The 18,688-nt window shown below is 50.9% G+C and carries 16 protein-coding genes; 9 read left to right on the top strand and 7 right to left on the bottom strand.

The annotated features are described in order from the left end of the window. Positions 1-97 precede the first annotated feature (97 nt). Both ANT_RS18045 and ANT_RS04600 read right to left on the bottom strand, forming a co-directional pair. Positions 98-1,723: an RNA polymerase sigma factor RpoD/SigA gene (locus ANT_RS18045; RefSeq protein ID WP_049784819.1), complete on the bottom strand. Its 1,626-nt coding sequence runs from the start codon at positions 1,721-1,723 to the stop codon at positions 98-100. 51 nt (positions 1,724-1,774) lie between these two features. Further along, positions 1,775-2,467, bottom strand: a complete 693-nt coding sequence (locus tag ANT_RS04600; RefSeq protein ID WP_013559344.1) for a tetratricopeptide repeat protein — start codon at positions 2,465-2,467, stop codon at positions 1,775-1,777. Positions 2,468-2,514: 47 nt separating this feature from the next. Between ANT_RS04600 and ANT_RS04595 the strand changes: the two genes are divergently transcribed. Beyond that, positions 2,515-3,741: an O-antigen ligase family protein gene (locus ANT_RS04595; protein WP_013559343.1), complete on the top strand. Its 1,227-nt coding sequence runs from the start codon at positions 2,515-2,517 to the stop codon at positions 3,739-3,741. A 6-nt stretch (positions 3,742-3,747) separates the two neighbouring features. On the opposite strand, the gene ANT_RS16085 is transcribed toward ANT_RS04595, so the two are convergent. Both ANT_RS16085 and ANT_RS04585 read right to left on the bottom strand, forming a co-directional pair. Continuing rightward, positions 3,748-7,164: a PAS domain S-box protein gene (locus ANT_RS16085; protein ID WP_013559342.1), complete on the bottom strand. Its 3,417-nt coding sequence runs from the start codon at positions 7,162-7,164 to the stop codon at positions 3,748-3,750. A 181-nt stretch (positions 7,165-7,345) separates the two neighbouring features. Beyond that, positions 7,346-8,155 (bottom strand): transposase, encoded by an 810-nt coding sequence (locus ANT_RS04585; protein WP_172634560.1) that lies wholly within the window; start codon positions 8,153-8,155, stop codon positions 7,346-7,348. A gap of 151 nt (positions 8,156-8,306) precedes the next feature. On the opposite strand from ANT_RS04585, the gene ANT_RS04580 reads away from it, so the two are divergent. From ANT_RS04580 to ANT_RS04565, 4 genes are all read left to right on the top strand, one after another. Then, complete coding sequence (locus ANT_RS04580; protein WP_013559341.1) at positions 8,307-10,538, top strand: GAF domain-containing protein; 2,232 nt, start codon at positions 8,307-8,309, stop codon at positions 10,536-10,538. Then, positions 10,525-11,178, top strand: a complete 654-nt coding sequence (locus ANT_RS04575) for a GGDEF domain-containing protein (RefSeq protein ID WP_013559340.1) — start codon at positions 10,525-10,527, stop codon at positions 11,176-11,178. The genes ANT_RS04580 and ANT_RS04575 overlap by 14 nt, the downstream gene beginning before the upstream one ends. Next, on the top strand, positions 11,162-12,370 hold the full coding sequence (locus ANT_RS16080) for an acyltransferase domain-containing protein (protein WP_013559339.1): 1,209 nt from the start codon (positions 11,162-11,164) through the stop codon (positions 12,368-12,370). Before ANT_RS04575 ends, ANT_RS16080 begins: the two co-directional genes overlap by 17 nt. Before the next feature lie 94 nt (positions 12,371-12,464). Continuing rightward, a complete protein-coding gene (locus ANT_RS04565) occupies positions 12,465-12,956 on the top strand; it encodes a heme-binding domain-containing protein (RefSeq protein ID WP_013559338.1) in 492 nt (163 codons plus the stop codon). 68 nt (positions 12,957-13,024) lie between these two features. On the opposite strand, the gene ANT_RS04560 is transcribed toward ANT_RS04565, so the two are convergent. After that, positions 13,025-13,489 (bottom strand): carboxypeptidase-like regulatory domain-containing protein, encoded by a 465-nt coding sequence (locus tag ANT_RS04560; protein WP_041454647.1) that lies wholly within the window; start codon positions 13,487-13,489, stop codon positions 13,025-13,027. Between the two features lie 12 nt (positions 13,490-13,501). Continuing rightward, positions 13,502-14,341, bottom strand: coding sequence for a LamG domain-containing protein (locus ANT_RS04555; protein WP_013559336.1), 840 nt, complete (start codon positions 14,339-14,341; stop codon positions 13,502-13,504). Positions 14,342-14,577: 236 nt separating this feature from the next. Between ANT_RS04555 and ANT_RS04550 the strand changes: the two genes are divergently transcribed. From ANT_RS04550 to ANT_RS04540, 3 genes are read left to right on the top strand one after another with little or no spacing between them, the layout of a single operon-like run. Continuing rightward, complete coding sequence (locus ANT_RS04550; RefSeq protein WP_013559335.1) at positions 14,578-15,801, top strand: response regulator; 1,224 nt, start codon at positions 14,578-14,580, stop codon at positions 15,799-15,801. Next, positions 15,794-16,474: a 3-keto-alpha-glucoside-1,2-lyase-like domain-containing protein gene (locus tag ANT_RS04545; RefSeq protein WP_013559334.1), complete on the top strand. Its 681-nt coding sequence runs from the start codon at positions 15,794-15,796 to the stop codon at positions 16,472-16,474. Before ANT_RS04550 ends, ANT_RS04545 begins: the two co-directional genes overlap by 8 nt. A 21-nt stretch (positions 16,475-16,495) precedes the next feature. Beyond that, positions 16,496-16,933, top strand: coding sequence for a carboxypeptidase-like regulatory domain-containing protein (locus ANT_RS04540; protein WP_013559333.1), 438 nt, complete (start codon positions 16,496-16,498; stop codon positions 16,931-16,933). Between the two features lie 5 nt (positions 16,934-16,938). Here the strand turns inward: ANT_RS04540 and ANT_RS04535 are convergent, their stop codons facing one another. Then, positions 16,939-17,292 (bottom strand): Hpt domain-containing protein, encoded by a 354-nt coding sequence (locus tag ANT_RS04535; RefSeq protein ID WP_013559332.1) that lies wholly within the window; start codon positions 17,290-17,292, stop codon positions 16,939-16,941. Positions 17,293-17,441: 149 nt separating this feature from the next. Between ANT_RS04535 and ANT_RS04530 the strand changes: the two genes are divergently transcribed. After that, positions 17,442-18,533 carry an SLAC1 family transporter gene (locus tag ANT_RS04530; protein ID WP_013559331.1) on the top strand — a complete coding sequence of 364 codons (1,092 nt, stop codon included), beginning with the start codon at positions 17,442-17,444 and terminating at the stop codon, positions 18,531-18,533. The last annotated feature ends 155 nt before the right edge of the window (positions 18,534-18,688 follow it).

Here is an 18,688-nt window from a genome sequence, read left to right as displayed (position 1 = left end):
ACTTTGCACTCACCTTATAAATTCCTTTCAATTGGGAAAGGATGCCAGAAACGTGCCATGTACAAAAAGGCTGTGCAAATGCACAGCCTCAAATTCACTAGAGATACTCCCGCAGATGACGACTGCGGGTCGGGTGACGCAGTTTCCTTAAGGCTTTGGCTTCGATTTGACGAATACGCTCACGAGTTACATTGAAATAACGGCTAACCTCTTCCAGCGTATGGTCTTTGCCATCAATCAAACCAAAGCGCAATTCGAGCACCTGCCGTTCGCGCTCGGAAAGGATGCTCAGGGCATTCTGCACCTGTTCACGGAGCATCTCACGCGCAGCGGCATCCATCGGCTCCAAAGCCTCGTCATCTTCAATGAAATCCCCCAGTTGACTGCTGTCTTCATCGCCTACCGGACGCTCCAGCGAAACGGGTTCTTCGGCAGATTGCAGTACCCGCTGTACCTTGCTGGTGGCAAAATTCCAGCGGCGCATCAGTTCAGGGTCAATGGACTTGCCTTCTGCGCGGGCTTTGCGAATGGCTTGGGCATCCTCATCGGAGAGGAAACCCGCCTCCAGAGCAAGTTCTTCTGCCGTTGGTTCACGCCCCAACTGCTGAATGAGGGTGCGTTGAACCCGCAGCAGGCGGGTGATGGATTCGAACAAATGTACCGGGATGCGAATGGTGCGGGCTTGCTCGGCAATGTAGCGGCTGATGGACTGGCGAATCCACCATGTAGCGTACGTAGAGAACTTGTACCCTCGCGTGGGATCAAATTTATTGACCGCCCGCAGAAGCCCCAAATTGCCTTCCTGAATCAGGTCAAGGAAAGACACCCCTCTACCCAGATAGCGCTTGGCAATGCTTACCACCAGACGCAGGTTAGCACGAATCAGCGTCTGGTTAGCATCTTCGGCACGCCGACGAACGCCTTCCACTTCCTCGGCAAGTATGTCTTCATCGGGCATGTGTTCAACAAAAAACTCCACCCGCGGCAGGGCATGCACCTCACGTAAATAATTCATCAGTGGCTGTGCCAGTTGCGGGGGCAAAACATACAGGTTGATGAACACACTAAAAGCGTGACGCACCAACCCCTCCCACAACGGGTCCTTGCCCCATAAGCCATTATCCAGATACGTGCGCAGATAACTGGGTTCGCTGGCTTGCCAATGCGAACGCAGTAATTGAGCCTCTGCCAGAATCAGGCTTAAATCAGGCAGTTCACCTTGCTGAAGGTTGTGAGCATCCTCTTCCAAGCGGCTCCACTCGGTAAGTAATTCTCGCGCAATCACCTGATACAACGAGGAATAGTACCCTGTGCCGTCCTTGGGGGCAAGATGCTTTTCCAAAGCCTCCAGATGACGCCAGGCTTCAATGCGTGCTGCCAGGCGAAACTCGCTATCGGCATCCAGCAAGTTAATCTGTCCGATTTCTTTCAGGTACAAACGCACCGGGTCTTCGGAGAATTCCAGTGTTGCCAGCGACTCATCAAGCAAATCGCCTGGTTCCTCCAGAGCCAGTTCCTGCCAGTCTTCCACCAGAGAGTCGGCTTCTGTATCTTCTATCAGATCTTTTTCCAGCAACACCTCTTCTTCCGCTTCTTCGGGGAGCGGAATGGTGACATCCATTTCGTTTTCGGTAGGCTCTTCCACATTGCTCACCCGCGGTGGCTTGACGGAAGCGCGTTTGCTTTTTGGAGAGTGCTTGGCACCAGGTTTCTGCTCAGACATATGCATAAATATACCACAATTGTCTAAAAAGAGAATTTGAGGAAAAATCTTTCATGGAGAAGGGGATAGTTGACTTTGTAATTCACGAGCGCGTTTCAGGGCTTCAGCAAAACGACTCTGGTTATACCAGAAGATGGCTTCTTCAAGCCTGCCCTGCTTCTCCAGGATTCCACCTGCCCGCCAGCATCCATTAGAGCCCGGGTCACCGTGCTGACAGCATTCCTGAAAGGCTTTCAGAGCCCCGCTCAGGTCTCCCTCATTCTGACGCTGCGCCCCCAGGCGGCACCATGCCAGCCCATTGGTTGCATCCACGCGGGTAACGATTTCGTACAACTCCGCTGCCTGGGCACGGTCGAAGCGTTCCTTGACCTGAGCAAGCCACATCAGGGCTGATGAGTTGCGGGGGTACATACGCACAACCTCTTCCGCAAGGCGCACATCATAGGGCGCTAATCCCTCTAAAGCGGCAAGGTACTCTGGCTGACAGCGAATCGCGTTATGCAGAACCTCATGACTGGGCAATACCCCCTGCTTTCCAACCATAGCCATCGCTGAGAGCCATACAAGGCGGCAATCCTGTGGTGGATCTTCAGACCAGCGATTCACAAACCGTTGTAGTTCTCCAGAATTTTGATGGCTCAGGGCATGCAGCACGTCAATGCCTGCCTGGTTGACCTGTATGGCTCGCCAGAGGGCACCACTTAGCAACAACCCCAAAAACACAAGCAAGACGAATGTTCCCATAGGATTTTGGCGAACCCATGAAAACAATGGGGTTATACTAAATTTTGATGCGCGTTTGGTTCTCTCTTCGCCGAACATGGCTCTCACTGGAACTTCCCATACTGCTGGCTGGTGCGGGGTTGGGATTGTTCAGCCGCAACGCGCTCATTCTCTCGGTGATGCTCATCCCAGTGTTCTGGTTACTTCACGAGCGCAAAGACCGTAGAACCCCTTTAGATGTCCCTGTGTTGATTATTTTACTCGCCTTTTGCATTTCTTATTGGGTCAGCCCCCTCAAAGATTGGACAGCCGAACAAATTGCCCGTGCCTTAAGCGGGATTGGAGTCTGCTACGCCCTTGCTCGCCAGAAAGAAGACCTGGACTTACGCCTGATTCTTTACGGGATAGCACTTCTCAGTGTCATTCTGGCAGGAGTCGGATTATTCACCATTCAATGGGTGCCAAACAAAATTCCAATGCTCAATCCATTGGACTGGATAGGCTATCTTCCTCAATTGGGTGAAAAGGTACATCCCAACGTGTTTGCAGGGAATCTGGCTCTGCTACTCCCTGTTTCCGCGGCAATTTTCTTATGGGGCAAAGGGCGCATTCACCTGCTCCGTGCCCCTGTTGCCCTGCTGACAGGCAGCCTCGTCCTTGCAGTCCTGGCGCTCACCCTCTCGCGGGGAGCATTGCTGGCAGCGCTGACCAGCCTGATTCTGCTGGTCATCCTGCGCTGGAAACTACCCGCTCTATTGGGAATCACTGTGCTGGGGGTCATCGGATGGCTGATCTTTCCCAGCATGCACTCCCTCATCAAGCCTCTGTACTGGTTCAGTTCGGCAGAAGCCTCGCTGGACCTGCGCCAGGCTTTATGGCAGCGCGGTCTCTGGCTGATCGAAATCTTTCCATTAAGCGGTACCGGCATGGGAACCTATGGACTGGCGGTTAATCATCTCTTTCCCATGCCTTCCCCTCTTGCCCCTGCTTCGCATGCCCATAATCTGTTCATCCAGATTGCACTGGATACAGGTATTCCTGGCTTACTGGCGTGGCTAGCATGCCTCTGGCAATGCACTAAGTGGGCATGGCGAGCCTATCGGACGCCTTCGACCGCCCCCTGGTGGATTCGCGCTTCGGGAGCGGCAGGGCTTGGCGCTTTCTGGGTGCTGGTTTTTCACGGAATAACCGATGCAGTCACATGGGGTACGCGCCCTGCTGTACTTCTCTGGGCAATCTGGGGGTGGATGATCTTGGTGGAAAAGGTTCGGGCAAGTTCATTGAAACAGGCATGACCCGAATCAAACCACTTTAAGGAAGATTTCCACCACATGAGGATCAAACTGCTTCCCGCTGAGCGAACGGATATATTCAATCACCTCTGCACGGCTCCAGGCTTTTCGATAGGGGCGGTCGGAACGCAGAGCATCCCAGACATCCACAATCGCAAACAAGCGAGCCGAGAGAGGAATTTTTTCCCCCTTTAGCCCAAAGGGATACCCATTTCCATCCCAGTGTTCGTGATGGTAATAGGGAATTTCCATGGCTTTGCGCAGGAAACTGATATCGGACAGCATGCGATATGCCAGCACCGGATGCATGCGCATAATCTCGCGTTCTTCTTCGGTTAACTCGCCCGACTTTAAGAGGATAGAGTCGGGTATTCCCATCTTGCCAATATCGTGAAGCAAGGCTCCCCGGCGAATATGGGCAATATCTTCTTCAGGCACCCCGTAAGCGCGTGCCAGTTCTACCGTCATCTCGGTTACCCGCTGGGTATGTCCTTCCGTTTCCTGATCGCGTAATTCCAGGGCACGTGACCAGCCTTCAATGGTTTCATCGTAGGCTTTAATCAAGTCGCGATTGCTCTGTTCCAGTTCGTGAAAGAGGCGGGCATTGTCAATCGCGATGGCGGCTTGATGAGCAAACCCCGCCGCCAGGGCAAGATGTTCCTGAGTGTAAAACCCTGCCTGTTGATGATCCAGATTGAGCATACCAATAGGACGCCCTTCGACCACCAGAGGAATTCCCATCCAGCAGGCAATGTATTCAACACCAGAAAGAACCTGCCAGCGCGATGACTGTCTGGTATCCGGAATAATCATTGGGCCCTTCTTTGCCTGCTCGATAGAAGAGGTACTCAAACGATCGATGTGTCTGGGCAGTTCCTGAACTACTGAGGCAGGCAAACCACGTTGCGCCGCCATAACAACACTGTTGCCCACAAACAGGAAGATGGAAGCGCTGGTGTATTCAACCACTTCCCGCAGGTTGTCCAGAATGCGCTCTAACACCGTATTCAGGTCTCGGGTTGCCGTAAGAGCAGCCCCTACTTCGCGGAGTTTTTCGGCCTCCAGCCGCCGACGGCGTTCCGCCTCAACATATCGCAAACGGTCAAACGCCGAACTCAGCACCCCTACCAGAGCATTCAACAAATGCTCATCAGTCTCAGAAAAAGCATTCAGTTGATAACTTTCCGCGTTGACCACCCCAATTACTTTTCCACCCAGTTTAATCGGTACGCACAATTCTGAACGCACCTGAGAACGCACTTCGAGATAATCGGGATCGAGACGTACATCCGAAAGGCGACAGGTGATCCCTGTACGAGCAACCTTCCCGGTAATTCCCTTATCAATGGGAATGGATTCATAACGCACATTCTCATCCCCAGAATATGAGGCAGGGTGAACGATAACGGCATCGCCCGTCTCATTGAGCAACCCCACCCCCAGATGATCTAACTGAAAGGCAGTGCGAACAATTTTTACAAACCGGCTGATCAGTTCATCTTCGTCTTCACTTTCGACCCCTGCCACTGCCACAGCATACAGGGTTTGCAGTTCAATCAGGTTGCGCTGCAGTACCCGTTCTGCCTTTTTACGGTCGGTAATATCGTACACCACGACCAGCACTGCTTCATGCTGTTCAAAAGGCAATGAATGAGCATGTTCCTCGACCGCAATGATGCGGCCGTCTTTCAGAACATGAAGGCTTTCGCCAGAGTGCAATTGCCCGGGAATCCGCTGACTGAGCCATTCCTGTAAAGTCTTGGATTCCTCTGGATGGTACAGGTCTGGCAAGCGCTTCGCCAGAAACTCTTCCCTGGGATAACCATACAATTCCAATGCGGCACGATTGACATCCAAAAACTGAAGGGTTAACTGATCGTACACGTACATAGGCAGAGGGTTGTTGAAGAACATCAGACGAAAACTCTGCTCACTCTTTCGCAGGGTTTCCTCTGCCAGTTTGCGCGCGGTGATGTCAAAGGCTGTGCCGAGTCCTGCCGGCTGCCCCATGTACTGGATCAGGGTAGCAGTGAAATCCAGCCAGCGTGTCTGCCCGTTTTTGGTGAGAATCCGAAACTCATAATGGTTGGGAACTTGTTCACCCCGCTGGCGTGCCAGGCCACGCTCTCGAACCATCTCTCGATCTTCAGGATGCACAATCTGCCAGAAAGGAATATGACGTAATTCTTCCAGCGGATACCCGGTCAAAACCTCACAGGCGGGGTTCAAGTAAATGAACTTATCTCCACGATAGACAAAAATGGCAGAACTGGTACTGAGCGCCAGCGAGCGAAACAGGGCTTCACTCTCTTCCAATGCACTGACCGCCTGTTGAACTTTGCGTTCGCGATCCATGAGCGCGCGCGCCATATCATCAATGGCCCTGCCCAATACCCCCAATTCTCCCCACTCATTTGCCATTCCTGTTCGGGTAGAGAAATCTCCATCGGCAATTTGCTGGGTGGTGCGCACCATTTGACGGATATTCTTCAGCAAAACCACCTCAGAGCCAAACCACGCCAGTAATGCGCTCAGCAAAACCACTAAACCGAGCAATACAGCATCACGCCTTAGCGTCTGATTGGCTTCCCGATAGAGACTGACTTCCGGTATTCCGACAAATAAGTATCCAACAAGATCCCCAACAGAGTTATATAAACGCTCCACCCCAAAGACTCGGGGAACTTGATCCAGTGATTGCCCGCGAATGATTACTTGGGTGGGATCTTCCTTCAGAGGAATAAAATTTTCTTCAGGAATCGGACGCCCGATAAAACCAATTGGATCGGGTAAACGTAGAAGAACGATTGAGGAAGCATTGGTCAGAGTGATTACAGATTGAGGCGGGAGAGAAGATTGCTGATAAGCCTCCCGTAACCACTCCATATTAAGCGCAGCAATCATGACACTAAGATGGCCCTCTTGTACTTCGAAGGGATAAGCCACCAGCAATTCTGCAGTTCCCGTGAAAGGACTGATGCGGTACTCTCCAACGGTAAATTGTCTGCTGCTCAAAGCATATTGAAACCACATGCGGCCGTGCAAGTCCTCAAAATGCACCTGCGTCACATTACAGGTGACCTGCCCATTCTGATCCACGACGACAAAAAAGTTATATTGACGGAAACGCTCCAATTGCTTTGTTAATTCTTGTCGGCAAAATTCCGGGTCACCGTTGCCCTGGCGCGCCAGATCAGCAAGCACTGCCAGCGCCTGACGCGACGCCTCAATCTGGCGTTCCTGCGCCAGGCTGAGCATCCTGACCATGGACAGCATTCCAGCAATCGCATTCTCCTCTGCCCTTCGACGGTTTTCCATAGCACTTGCCAAATTCAAGCCGAAGGCTGGCAGGGTTAATATCAAGGCGAACAAAAGAAACGCCAGCCGTAAGCGGGAGATGCGAAAGAAACGCCGTATAAGATTCATTCAATCCAACTCAATTTATGCGGGAGCGGTAATTTCATTTTATACTACTTTGAGGGATTTCCACGAATTAAAAACATTACAAAAACATCATGACATTTCACATTTAAGAGAAAGATATTTTTACAGATAAAAATGGCTCAAAAAATGCTCTGTTGCAAAGATAGGTTAGGAAGAGATACACCTAGCGGTGTATGTTGTAGACCAGTCCTTTGATAATCGGTTCTCGGTTTTGCAGGCTGCGTTTCCGCGAGCGGATGGCTTGCCCGAATTTGCGCTTGATGACCGAATTCACGGTTTCGGTCTTCCAGCGTTGACCATAGAGACCATCCAGGCGAGCCGCAGAGACAAGCTCGCTTCTTGCTCGTCGTTCAGGGGCCAGCAAATTTCCACCTCGCCGAACGGGTGGAATCAAGTCTTGAGGCCGGACAGTCCGACCATCGAACCCTGAATCGGCCAGCAAGACCCAAGCCCGACGTTTGGCAAACCGCCTGGCTTTGCGGCGCAGATAGCCCAGATAAGGGGCATCGCTACCTGGACCCCAGCCGGATTGCATCGCAAGGATGAATTGCGAGACAATTCCAACGGCATAAACGCCCTTCGCCCAGTGGCGATAGGCTTTTCCCGAACGGCTTTGGTAGTAAGAACTGGCCGGGCCGGGTGAGAAGCCGGTACTATCGGCAGCCACCCCTTCTTCTTCAGGCCGTCCGATTTCCTCGAGCAAGGTCTCGTTCATGCGCATCCAATCCGCTTTGCGTATCTTGGCGTAGGTACGTTGCAGGGTCGTATGATCGGGAACACGCGGTAATTCCAGCTCCTTACCAACCGCATCGCTTGCCAGCAGCCATTCTTCCATGTCGCGATAGCTGAGATTCAGGTAGAACATCAACAAAACACAGGCCCCCAACTGCGGCAACGTGAAGTGATGGGGACTCTTGGCATGTGAATACATCGGTAATGCTTGTTTGGCAAGCCGGTAGGCGATCCTCGCCACTCGGACGTATCTGCTTTCTCGTGTGGTCATACCGTATGTTTACCACATTTCAACCATGATTGCAACAGAGCACTCAAAAAAACCTCTTTAACCGAATATCATAGATATCCATTAGAATTGGAGTAACAATTCTGGTTTTCACAACGTCCGAATGATTGTAACGGTGCTGGGGCTGCTTGCTTTTTTGTTCTACGCCATGCTGGCGGCACTGGTGTTATGGAAACATTCCGAACGCCCGGTCAACCGCTGGTTCTCGGTCTATCTGGGAGCCATGTCGTTCTGGAGTTTAGGAATCACTTCTATAACACTCCCTAACCGCCCTATCAGTTTTCTCTTCTGGGATCATCTGGCTATTGCCGGAGCATCCTTTGTGCCGGTGGCATTCTGGGAATTTGTTCGAGTTTACACGGCCAAGATCCGCCTTCGCTGGCGCTACTTTTTTTACACCGCATACCTTCTCATTCAAATCCTGAACCTGACCAATCAACTGGTGACGGGCATTACCCTGGTCAATTCTTTTCCGTTTTTTCGTATGGGCTGGGGATTTTTCCCCATGTTTGCACTGGCAAGCATTGCCCTGGCTATGGCTATAAGCGACTTGCTGGAAACCTATAAAAATTCCCGAGACCCTCTTCAACGGAATCAAATCAAGTACCTCATCACTGCTACTTTGTTGATTTTTCTGGGAAGTTTCACTTACTTTCCAGGCATTCATCTGCCATACATCGATTTTGTAGCCAATTTCTTTGCGGCAATTCTGACGGCTTACGCCATTTTGCGCCATCATCTTGCCGATATCAACCTTGTTTTCAAGCACACCTTTTTCCGGATTATCGGGATTACATTACTAGCCCTGGTTTACCTAGCGCTTCTCTTTGTTTTCACCCTTGTCTTTCGAATCCACTGGTTCGAATCCAATATCGGAAAGATGCTAATTGCGCTGATTGCCGCAATAGTGGCTATCCTCTCGTACCCTTTATACCTTCACCTGGAACAGGGATTGGAGCGATTCTTTTTTCCCCGTCGGTACAAACTGCAACATCATCTCAAAGAATTGGAAAGAACCATCCAGAACCTGCTTGATGTGCCCACACTTTGCCACACGGTGGTTAAAGAGATCCGTATAGCCCTGGATGTAAACCATGTGGGATTCTGGACTCTCCATCGAAGCCAATCGGAATTTACCCTTCAGGCTGAAACAGGAGAGAAACGTCTCAGGCTGACGTTCCCCTCAGACGCCCAATTGATACAATTACTTTCACAAGCCAGTTCCCCGCTCTTTTCCAAACAAATTCTCCCTTTATTGCAGGTTTCTCCTCTGTCGCCGGAATGCAATCTGGAAGTTGTGTTCCCCTTAAGAGCTAAGGAAAAACTTCTCGGGTTTGTTGGGATCGGGAAAAAGAACAACGAGAAGGCTTTTTCACCTGAAGAGTTGTCCTTGCTGGACAGCCTCATGAAAGGGATTGCTTCTGCGCTGGAAAATGCCACGATTCTTCAGGAAGAAAGTCGTCGGCGTGAGGTGGCAGAAGTTTTACAGTCTGTCATCTTACAAATTACGCCGGATATCCAGTTGGAAAAAGTGCTGGACAACATTCTGCTTCACCTTGCTACCCTCATCGAATACGACAGCGCCTGTATTTTCCTGCTCCAAGGGGATCAATTGATAGCCGTAGCCGCAAGGGGGTTTGCCAACACCAGTGAGGTAGTCGGAAAATCTTACTCCGTGCTGGACGATGCGTTATTTACCCAAATGATTCAAATGCGCCGACCTTTGCTTATTCCCACTGTGGATGAACAAATTGGTTTTCGAGGATATGGCGGTACCCACCATGTGCGATCCTGGATCGGTGTGCCACTGATTGCCCGTGGGGTGGTCATCGGGTGTCTGACACTGGATCACTATACACCCAACGCTTACCACAGCCCTGAACAAGCCAGTGTGGTGCAAACCTTTGCCAACCATGCCAGCGTTGTCATTGAAAACTCGCGCCTGATGAAAATTGAACGAGAGCAACGCCTGCTGGCAGAGTCCTTACGTGAAATTGGTGCGGTGCTGGATAGTACTCTGGACATGGAACGTTTGCTGGATTTACTGGTAGAGCAGGTCGGTCGCCTTGTCCCATACTCTGCCGCATATCTGTACCTCATGGAGAAGAATAGCCCTAAACTGGTACGCACCCGCATCCATGAGTCCATGCCCAATGCCCTCGCAAAATCTCTCCAGAAGGTTGTTTTCAATCTGGAAAATTCACCGTTTTTCTCCAGCCTTCTGGATAGCCATGAACCGGTCATCATCCCCGCTATCGAGAAACATCATACCTGGATTGAAAGCCCAATTCCTCTGGGGGGCATGGATTGGAGCGCCGGTGGTGGCAAAGAATAAAGTCATTGCCTGTTTCTCACTGATATCCGTGAAACCTCACGTTTATACTCCCTATCACGCCAGTTTGCTGGCAACTTTTTGCAGTGAAGCCGCCTTAGCCCTGCAAAATGCCCGCCTGTTCTCCGAAGTCCAACAACTGGCAACGCTGGATGACCTCACCGGCATTCTCAATCGGCGTCAATTATTCATTGAAGGCAAACGGGAGTTTTCCAGGGCAAAGCGCCATCATCGTCCACTCTCATTGCTGATGATTGACCTGGATCACTTTAAGGAAATTAACGACACTTTTGGACATGCAGTAGGCGATGAAGCCCTGAAATTTCTTGCCCACATAATTCGCAAAACCATTCGGGAGGTGGATATCTTTGGAAGATACGGGGGCGAGGAATTTGTACTGGTTTTACCGGAAACACCCAAACAGGAAGCCGCAGGCATTGCTGAGCGATTGCGGAAACTGATCGAGCAAAGTCCTGTTTCTACACCTGAGGGAGAACTGCGCATCACCGTCAGCGTGGGCGTGGCAGAACAACATGAACTTACCCAAACCTTTGAAGACCTGATTGGTTATGCAGATCAGGCACTATACCATGCCAAACAATCCGGCAGGAATCGGGTAGAAATGTATGATGAAAAGAATTGAAGAAACCCTCTCAGAAGAGGATTGGTGGAATGCCAAAAACCGCCTGGTTTGGTGGCAATTTTTAGGTCTCTCTGAGGGAGCCGTCCAGGCATTAGAAGACATGGCACATCAGATTCAACGTTCTTCCAACCTCATGGAGTCTTTCCTTGCACTTCATGAACAAACGGCTCATCGGGGAGAATGGCATTTTGACTGGTCTCCACTCTCTTTTAACCCGGTCATAGAAGCCCAACTGGGGGACGGCACATCTCTATTCTACCTTCTGGTTTATCTCAATGCGCTGCCCCACACCCTGCAAGCCTATCAACGTCGAGGCATCTCCATGGACACCTTTGCCGAAACTATGGCAGACATTCCCTTTTACATAGAGTGGTATGCGCAAAAGTATGGGCGTTGGGGATTTGAACACTTTCCATGGATTGCCCGCCATCTCTCAGGGAGATTGATTTCACTGGGAAGGTTGCAATTCATGCTCTTGCCCTTTCCAGGTAAAGTGCTGGCTCTGCGACATCGCTTTCACCACCAGGTCATCCTGCTGGCTGACCCTGATCAACCTCTCCGCGCAGACGGCTATGCGGTTGGGGCTGGCAACCCAGACCTGCCTGTTCCGACCGAAGAGGTCTGGTATCCACAAAGACAAGAGAATGAAGATGGATGGATGGGACATCCCATTTCCCCACAGGGGTATGCATTGAAAGTCCCGGCGTTCTTCACCCGTGACACATGGGAAATCGCCCTGCAACATGGGGATTGGGTACTGGACGTGCATATTCCCCGGGGAAAAAATCTTAACCTGGAGGAGTGTAGAGATTCTTTACAGAGGGCTTTTGCCTTCTTCCCAGGGCATTTCCCAGAAAATCCGTTCCGAGGAGTGTACTGCCACACCTGGATGTTTACCCCGCAACTTCAGCACCTTTTACGTCCGGATAGCCACATCTTGCAGTTTCAGCGGGAATTCTATCTCTACCCCCATCCGGGAAGTGCAGGTTTTCTGCTGGAATTTGTATTTGGAAGCCGTGAATACCCCGGAAACGATGCTCCACGTGACACCTCTCTGCGCCGGGCTGTCCTCGACTGGCTGAGCCATGGACATGAACTTTTCGACCTGCCCGGGGTGTTCCTATCCTCCCCTCAAGAATGGGGAGAACAAACCCACCGGAAGGGCTGGCTTGCATTTGTCACAGAACAATGAAATTTTCAGCAAATGTTCAGTAGCCTTTCAGGATTTTTTTCAATCATTACAGATATCCTTTACCGAGTAAAGACTGTTCTGAGGGAGGTCTAAAGTGAAAAACAAAGTTTTCCTCTTTGGAAGTCTCTTTATTCTGATCGTGTTTGGGGTTCTTCAGGTCATACCTGTAGAAGCCGTGCAGAAAAACCCTGCTGTGATTGCAGAGCCGGCTTGGGACTCGCCACAAACTCGCGAAATGTTCATGCGCGCCTGTGGAGATTGCCACAGCAACGAGACCGCCTGGCCCTGGTATTCCCGCATTGCCCCCGCCTCCTGGCTGATTGTTCGAGATGTGAGAGAAGGACGAAACAAATTGAACGTTTCGGAGTGGGGAATACGAAAGAACGAAGCCGATGAGGTTCGTAAAGTGATTGAAAATGGCTCCATGCCTCCATGGTTCTACCTTCCCATGCACCCCGAGGCACGCCTGAGCGCTCAGGAAAAGCAAGCCCTGATTCTTGGCTTGGAAAATTCTTTAGGAGTCGGTGAGGACGCCACTGGCAAAACGGGCAAAGAAAACGAGAATAAAACCGAGGACGATGATTGAAAAGTTAAGCCCTCTGCGGGCAAGTGGCATCTTGCAGAGGGCTTTTTTCTTTACCGGTAAATTCACAATTAAGGCAACGCATTCACCGCCTGACTCCACCCATGATCAAAATCTCCCGGCAGAAAACGCAACGTACCTGCATCATTGATGCGGCCACTGAAAACCTGCGCAGGATATTCTCTGCCTGCTACACGGTACGCAATAAGTATTGTGTGGGTTCCCGCAGGAACCCCCTCAAAAGTAAAGCGTCCAAATTCATCACAACGGGTACTCCGATCCAGGTCGAGCAAATAAACATCGGCAGGGATAGGGCGGTGAAAGTCATCCACCACAACCCCCGTGAGCGTACCTTTTCCGGTGAGCCAATCCAGCGCGCCGCTTTGTTTCATCCGTATGCCGCCTAAAACCAGAACCACGACCATCAAAGCGGAGATGGCTCCCCAAAGTATTTTCTTCCTGCGATGAGGATCGGGCAGTTTCTCAGGAATGCCCTTTTTATATAATTCCAGCGAGGGAGACTCTTCGAAAATCATCTTTCCTCCCATCTAGGGTTTTTGCTTGCCGGGCGGCAAGGTCTCAACAGGTTGAGGAAAAAATGTCTTTCCAACTGTGGGAGAAGGAACAGGTGTGGCAGTGGCCACGGGGGAACTTCCCTGTTGAACAGGCTGACAAGCAGGGTCCTGAGCGGTAATGTCCTTGAATCTCAGGGTGGTACCGTTCTTGGTAGCGACCCCTACCCCACCCTTTTTGTAAGTAGTGTCTTTAACCGTGAGAATGGGTTTGCCGTCCAGATAAGCCGTGAAGGTATCTCCGCGCACATCAATTTGAATCCTGGGAGAAGTTGTCCAATCATAGCCCATGGGTAACTCAACCTCCCCCAGCGAAGGGTTAACCCGAACACCATTCACCCACTTGGTAAAGGAAACCACAGGAGGCTTAGTTTTATTTTGCTGTTCGATTTCGAACATGTACCCGCTCATGCCGTTTTCGCCGCTTTCAGCCCGAAATGCCACGCCAAAACCGTTATTGGCGGGTAAAACATTCTCTACCTGTACACCCGACAGGTCAAGAACATAATCACTTCCCGAATAGCCTCCCAGCATGCCTGCACACAACTGACAGACCTGAAAACCGTCCACTGCTGGTTGAATGCCACCCCGCCAGTTCCCCTCCAGTCCCTGCCAGTTCGCCAACTGAGCCGCACTCACACTGCAACTTGCGGGAGAGGTTTTACCACTCAAGGCATTTAGCATCCGCTCATAGACATCCCGAAGTGAAACGCCGCTCACTGCCAGCGCCAAGCCTGTTACTGCCGCCACCAGCAGAATAATCAGAGCATATTCAAGTAACCCCTGACCTTTTTCTCTCCTGTTATCTCCCCTCATAGATTGCCTCCCGCATTCTAGAATATACGAAACCCGGGAGACTGACAAGACGATTTTACGAAGTGAAAAGTAAATGTAAATTTATCCCTTTCCTCAAGGATAAGTTCTTTACGGCTGGTTAACAAGGATGACTCTGGGGATATTTTCTTCAAAAAAAGCCGTAAAATAAAAATGGTTCTTTTTGTAGAGATACAGGTCAATCATCGCAGAACCTTGAGATAGGAGGGCGTTCTACCATGCCCGAAAAGATTCTTGTGGTAGATGACGATGCGTTGATGCGTCTGATGGTCACAAAGACCCTCTCGACCGAGGGCTTTGAATTTCTCGAAGCCGAAAACGGGGTACAAGCCGTCGAGAAAGCCATTGCCCATCAGCCCGACTTAATCATTATGGACGTCAATATGCCGGAGATGGACGGGTACGAAGCCTGTCAGCGCATCCGTTCCAATCCGATTACCTCAGCCATCCCCATTATTCTGGTCACCTCACTTTCAACGGTTGAAGACAAAATCAAGGGCTTTGACTCGGGCGCCGATGATTACATCCCCAAGCCATTCGACCCCATTGAACTTACCATGCGGGTGAATGTGCTGCTTCGCCGTATGGCTCGCATCAAAGCCACAGTGAAGGCTCCAGAGGTACGTCCGGGGAAGGTGATTGCTTTCTTCTCTCTCAGAGGGGGTATTGGCACAACCACCCTGGCTACCAACACAGCGATTGCGCTGACACGACTCTGGGGTACACCCACTGCCCTGGTGGACTTGGTGCTGGCATGTGGACAATGTGCGCTGATGATGAACATCCCACCACGCAATTCCTGGGCAGATCTGGCACGCATTCCCAATGAAGAGATAGACATTGAAGTCCTGCGGAATGTGCTCCGTCCCCATGAAAGTGGAGTTCTGGTGCTGGTAGCCCCCAATCACCCTGAAGAGGGGGAAATGATTGACGGACCCAAAGTGTCCCATGTGCTGGACTTGCTGAAAAAAGAATACCCCTATATCATCCTGGATCTGCCCCATGAGTTCTGCGAGAAAACCCTCGCCGGACTGGACACAGCCGATGAAATCTGGTTGTTGCTGGCGCCGGAATTAGCCTCGGTGCGGGCCACCTTGCTTGCAATGGAAACTTTCCAAATGCTCAACTACCCCCTGGAGCGTGTCAAGTTACTGCTGAACTGGACCTTTGAACGTCGCGGGTTGGCACGAAAAGCCATTGAAAAGACCCTGAAACGGGAAATCGACGTGGTGATTCCATATGCTTCAGAGCCTCTGGTCAAATCCATTAATTTGGGTGTGCCGGCAGTCCTGGATGACACCAACCCCCCTCTGGTTGCCCTCTTTGAAAATTTTGCCTATCTCTTGAGCCGGGAAGATCACAAGAATAACCCGCCCGTCAATCCAACCCCAACCTATCAGCGGGTGATGGAGTACCTTGCGGAGAAGAACAGCCATGGTTAGAAGAGGATATCGAGAACAAGGACAGGGTTTAATCGAATACGCCCTTTTTGTGGCGCTTCTGCTGGTCGCCGTTTATCTCAGTTTGCAAGCCATGGGACTCAGCCTGCGTGACGCTTTTACCCTGGTGTACTGTGGAATCAGCCGCTCCAACGCCTGTCAAACCCTTTTCAGCGATGACTTTAATAATCTGAATGCCTGGACGATTGTGCGCGGTATCTGGAAGACCCAGGACGGCAAGTTGCTGGCAGGTCCTGGAGAAGGAAGGATTTTCCGTGACCTCCCCCAGAAAGATTATGTTATCTCGTTAAACGGAGCCCAATTGTTTCAGGGCAATGGCTATGGCATCTTTTTCCGTGCTACCAACCCGAATGCCGTCAACGGGTATTCTTTTCAATACGACCCGGGATATGGGGGGTTCATCTTCCGAAAATGGGTCAATGGCAGTGAAATCAGCCCGCCTTTTGCCGTTGCCAAAGCCCCTTCATTCGACTGGTACAGCCAGCCACGAAATATCCAGTTAGTCGTTCAGGGGAACACGTACATTGCCTATGTGGATGGGGTTAAGGTCCTGGAAGCCCGTGATAACACCTATACTGAGGGCGGTATGGGACTGCGCACCTGGGATAATTCCACCATCAGCGTCGATCAGGTAACGGTCAATTCGGTGAAATGACAAACCCAAAGGGGAGGAAGCATGCCACAAGAACAATCACCTTCTCTGGAAACCTATCGCAAGGGATTGCCTGTGGAGAAAAAGAGCAATTCATCCACCGGCAGAAAGCGCTTTCGGTCTTTACTGGTGGGGATGGCAGTAATCATTATAATTTTAGCCGCCATTAACTTTTTCCAGAGCCCTGCAGCCAAAACGCTTGCAGGTACAGGCAGCGTTCAGGGAATCGTGGTGAACAAAGATGGGAAACCTTTGAATGCCGAGATTTTCATCACTGGGACAAAATGGCAAACCAGCACAAATGCTGATGGACAATTTTCTCTCACTCTTCCGGCAGGAAACTATTCGCTGGTAGTAGCGCGCAACGGTATGGGAAATGAATATCCCATTTCCGTTCAACGGGGAAAGACACAGGACTTGGGTACGATTGTGCTGGTTTCCACCCCCAGTCCGGGAGACTGAGAGGTTCAGGGGGCCTTCCCTCGGAGCATCTGCTCCAATTCATTTTTAGCGATTGAAAAAGCATTTCGGAGAAGCAGAATTTTTTCAGGGGCTCCGCTCAGATCGCCATTTCTGCCCATCATCTCCAATTCTGCCGCCAGGGAAGAAACTTCCTCAGCACCCACCGAGGCGCTATTGCCTTTCAGAGTATGCGCAACCCGGGCGAACTGAACGGTGTCCTGCTGTTGCAGAAAACGCTCCAAATCGGTAAGCATCCCTTCTACGCCCTGAAGGTAGCGCGTAACGACCTCTCGGACAAAGGATTCCCCTTCTGCCCCGAAGAACTTCCGTAATTTGTCCAATGGCTCAGGATTAATCATTGTCCCTGAAATTTAAGCACCCTTATGGTTTAGTCTATCACAGAATAATTCCGACAAGCACCTGAAATCGGCTTTTTTCAAAAAGTATCTTTTTGAAACATCGTGCATCTGATGTAAAGAGTTCGGCAAAAAGGAGATAAACACCGCACATGTCTGTCCAAAGCTCTCGACAGGAAATTCTGCGTACCTTCCACCCCGGCTGGTTTGGCGCTGTAATGGGAACTGCAATCCTCGCCACCATTCTCTCGCTCAACCCTGCCGGTCTCGTTGCTCTCAAGCCAGTATTGCAAGCCGCTGCTGTGGGGTTTCATCTCTTCGCACTGATCTTACTAATCGGATTGCTGATCCCCACTGTATATCGCTGGATCGTTTACCCTCAAGAAAGCCTGCAAGACCTCAAACATCCCATCTTCGGAGCCATGTTTGCAACCTTGCCGGCAGGCTTCCTGGTATTAGCCAGTGCTACTGCCAGCGCAGGAAAACTCTGGCTTCCTCCTTCTGTTTCCACCAGTCTGCTGATTATCCTGAGCGGTATTGGGACAGTACTTGGGTTTGCCTTCAGTGTGGCTTTCACGTATTTTCTGTTTCTCAATCCGGAGGTGCGCAAAGACCAAGCCAACGGGGCGTGGTTTATTCCGCCGGTAACCAACATCATCATTCCACTGGCTTTGCTTTCCCTCATTCCTCTTGCGCCGGAATCCTTTCAGAATCCTCTATATGCTCTTTCAATTGCCTTCTGGGGTGCGGGATTTTTCCTTTTCCTGATGGTAGCGGCAATTCTCTATGAACGGCTCATCTTTCATTCCCTGCCACCTGCCGGAATGATTCCCTCCCTGTGGATTGGTTTGGGTCCCCTTGGCGTAGGCGGCCTGGTGCTCTTGCGTCTGGCACAAGCCGGGACTTCCTTCCTGGGTGAAGCCATGACGATCTTCCTGCCACTCGCCAGCGTAGCGGCACTGGCCCTGTGGGGCTTGGGCATTTGGTGGCTGGGGGTCGTTCTGCCCATCACCCTCCGGGCGGAAAAACATGGAGGTATCCCATACAATCCTGGCTGGTGGGGGTATATTTTTCCCGGCGGGGCATTTACTGCGCTGACGTTATCCCTCGCCCGAACCCTGCAGTCTGCTTTCTTTGAAACGCTGGGAGCGCTTTTTGCACTGGGGTTGCTTTTGTTGTGGATTCGCGTGTTCTGGAATACCCTCAAAGCCATCCAAAAAGGAACAGCGTGGAAAAGAGGATAAGCCCATCAGCCCTTGCAAAAATGCAAGGGCTTTTTGCATAAAAATCACCCATCCCCCACTATTTTTTTACAAGAAAATATGCATAATGGATTATGATTCTGGAAAATGTATAATCTTGCAGTTTATATAGTATAAAAATTTACCACGAAAGTGTG

The sequence above is a fragment of the Anaerolinea thermophila UNI-1 genome (assembly GCF_000199675.1).
Lineage (GTDB): Bacteria > Chloroflexota > Anaerolineae > Anaerolineales > Anaerolineaceae > Anaerolinea > Anaerolinea thermophila.
This window is presented reverse-complemented; position numbering and strand designations above follow the sequence as displayed.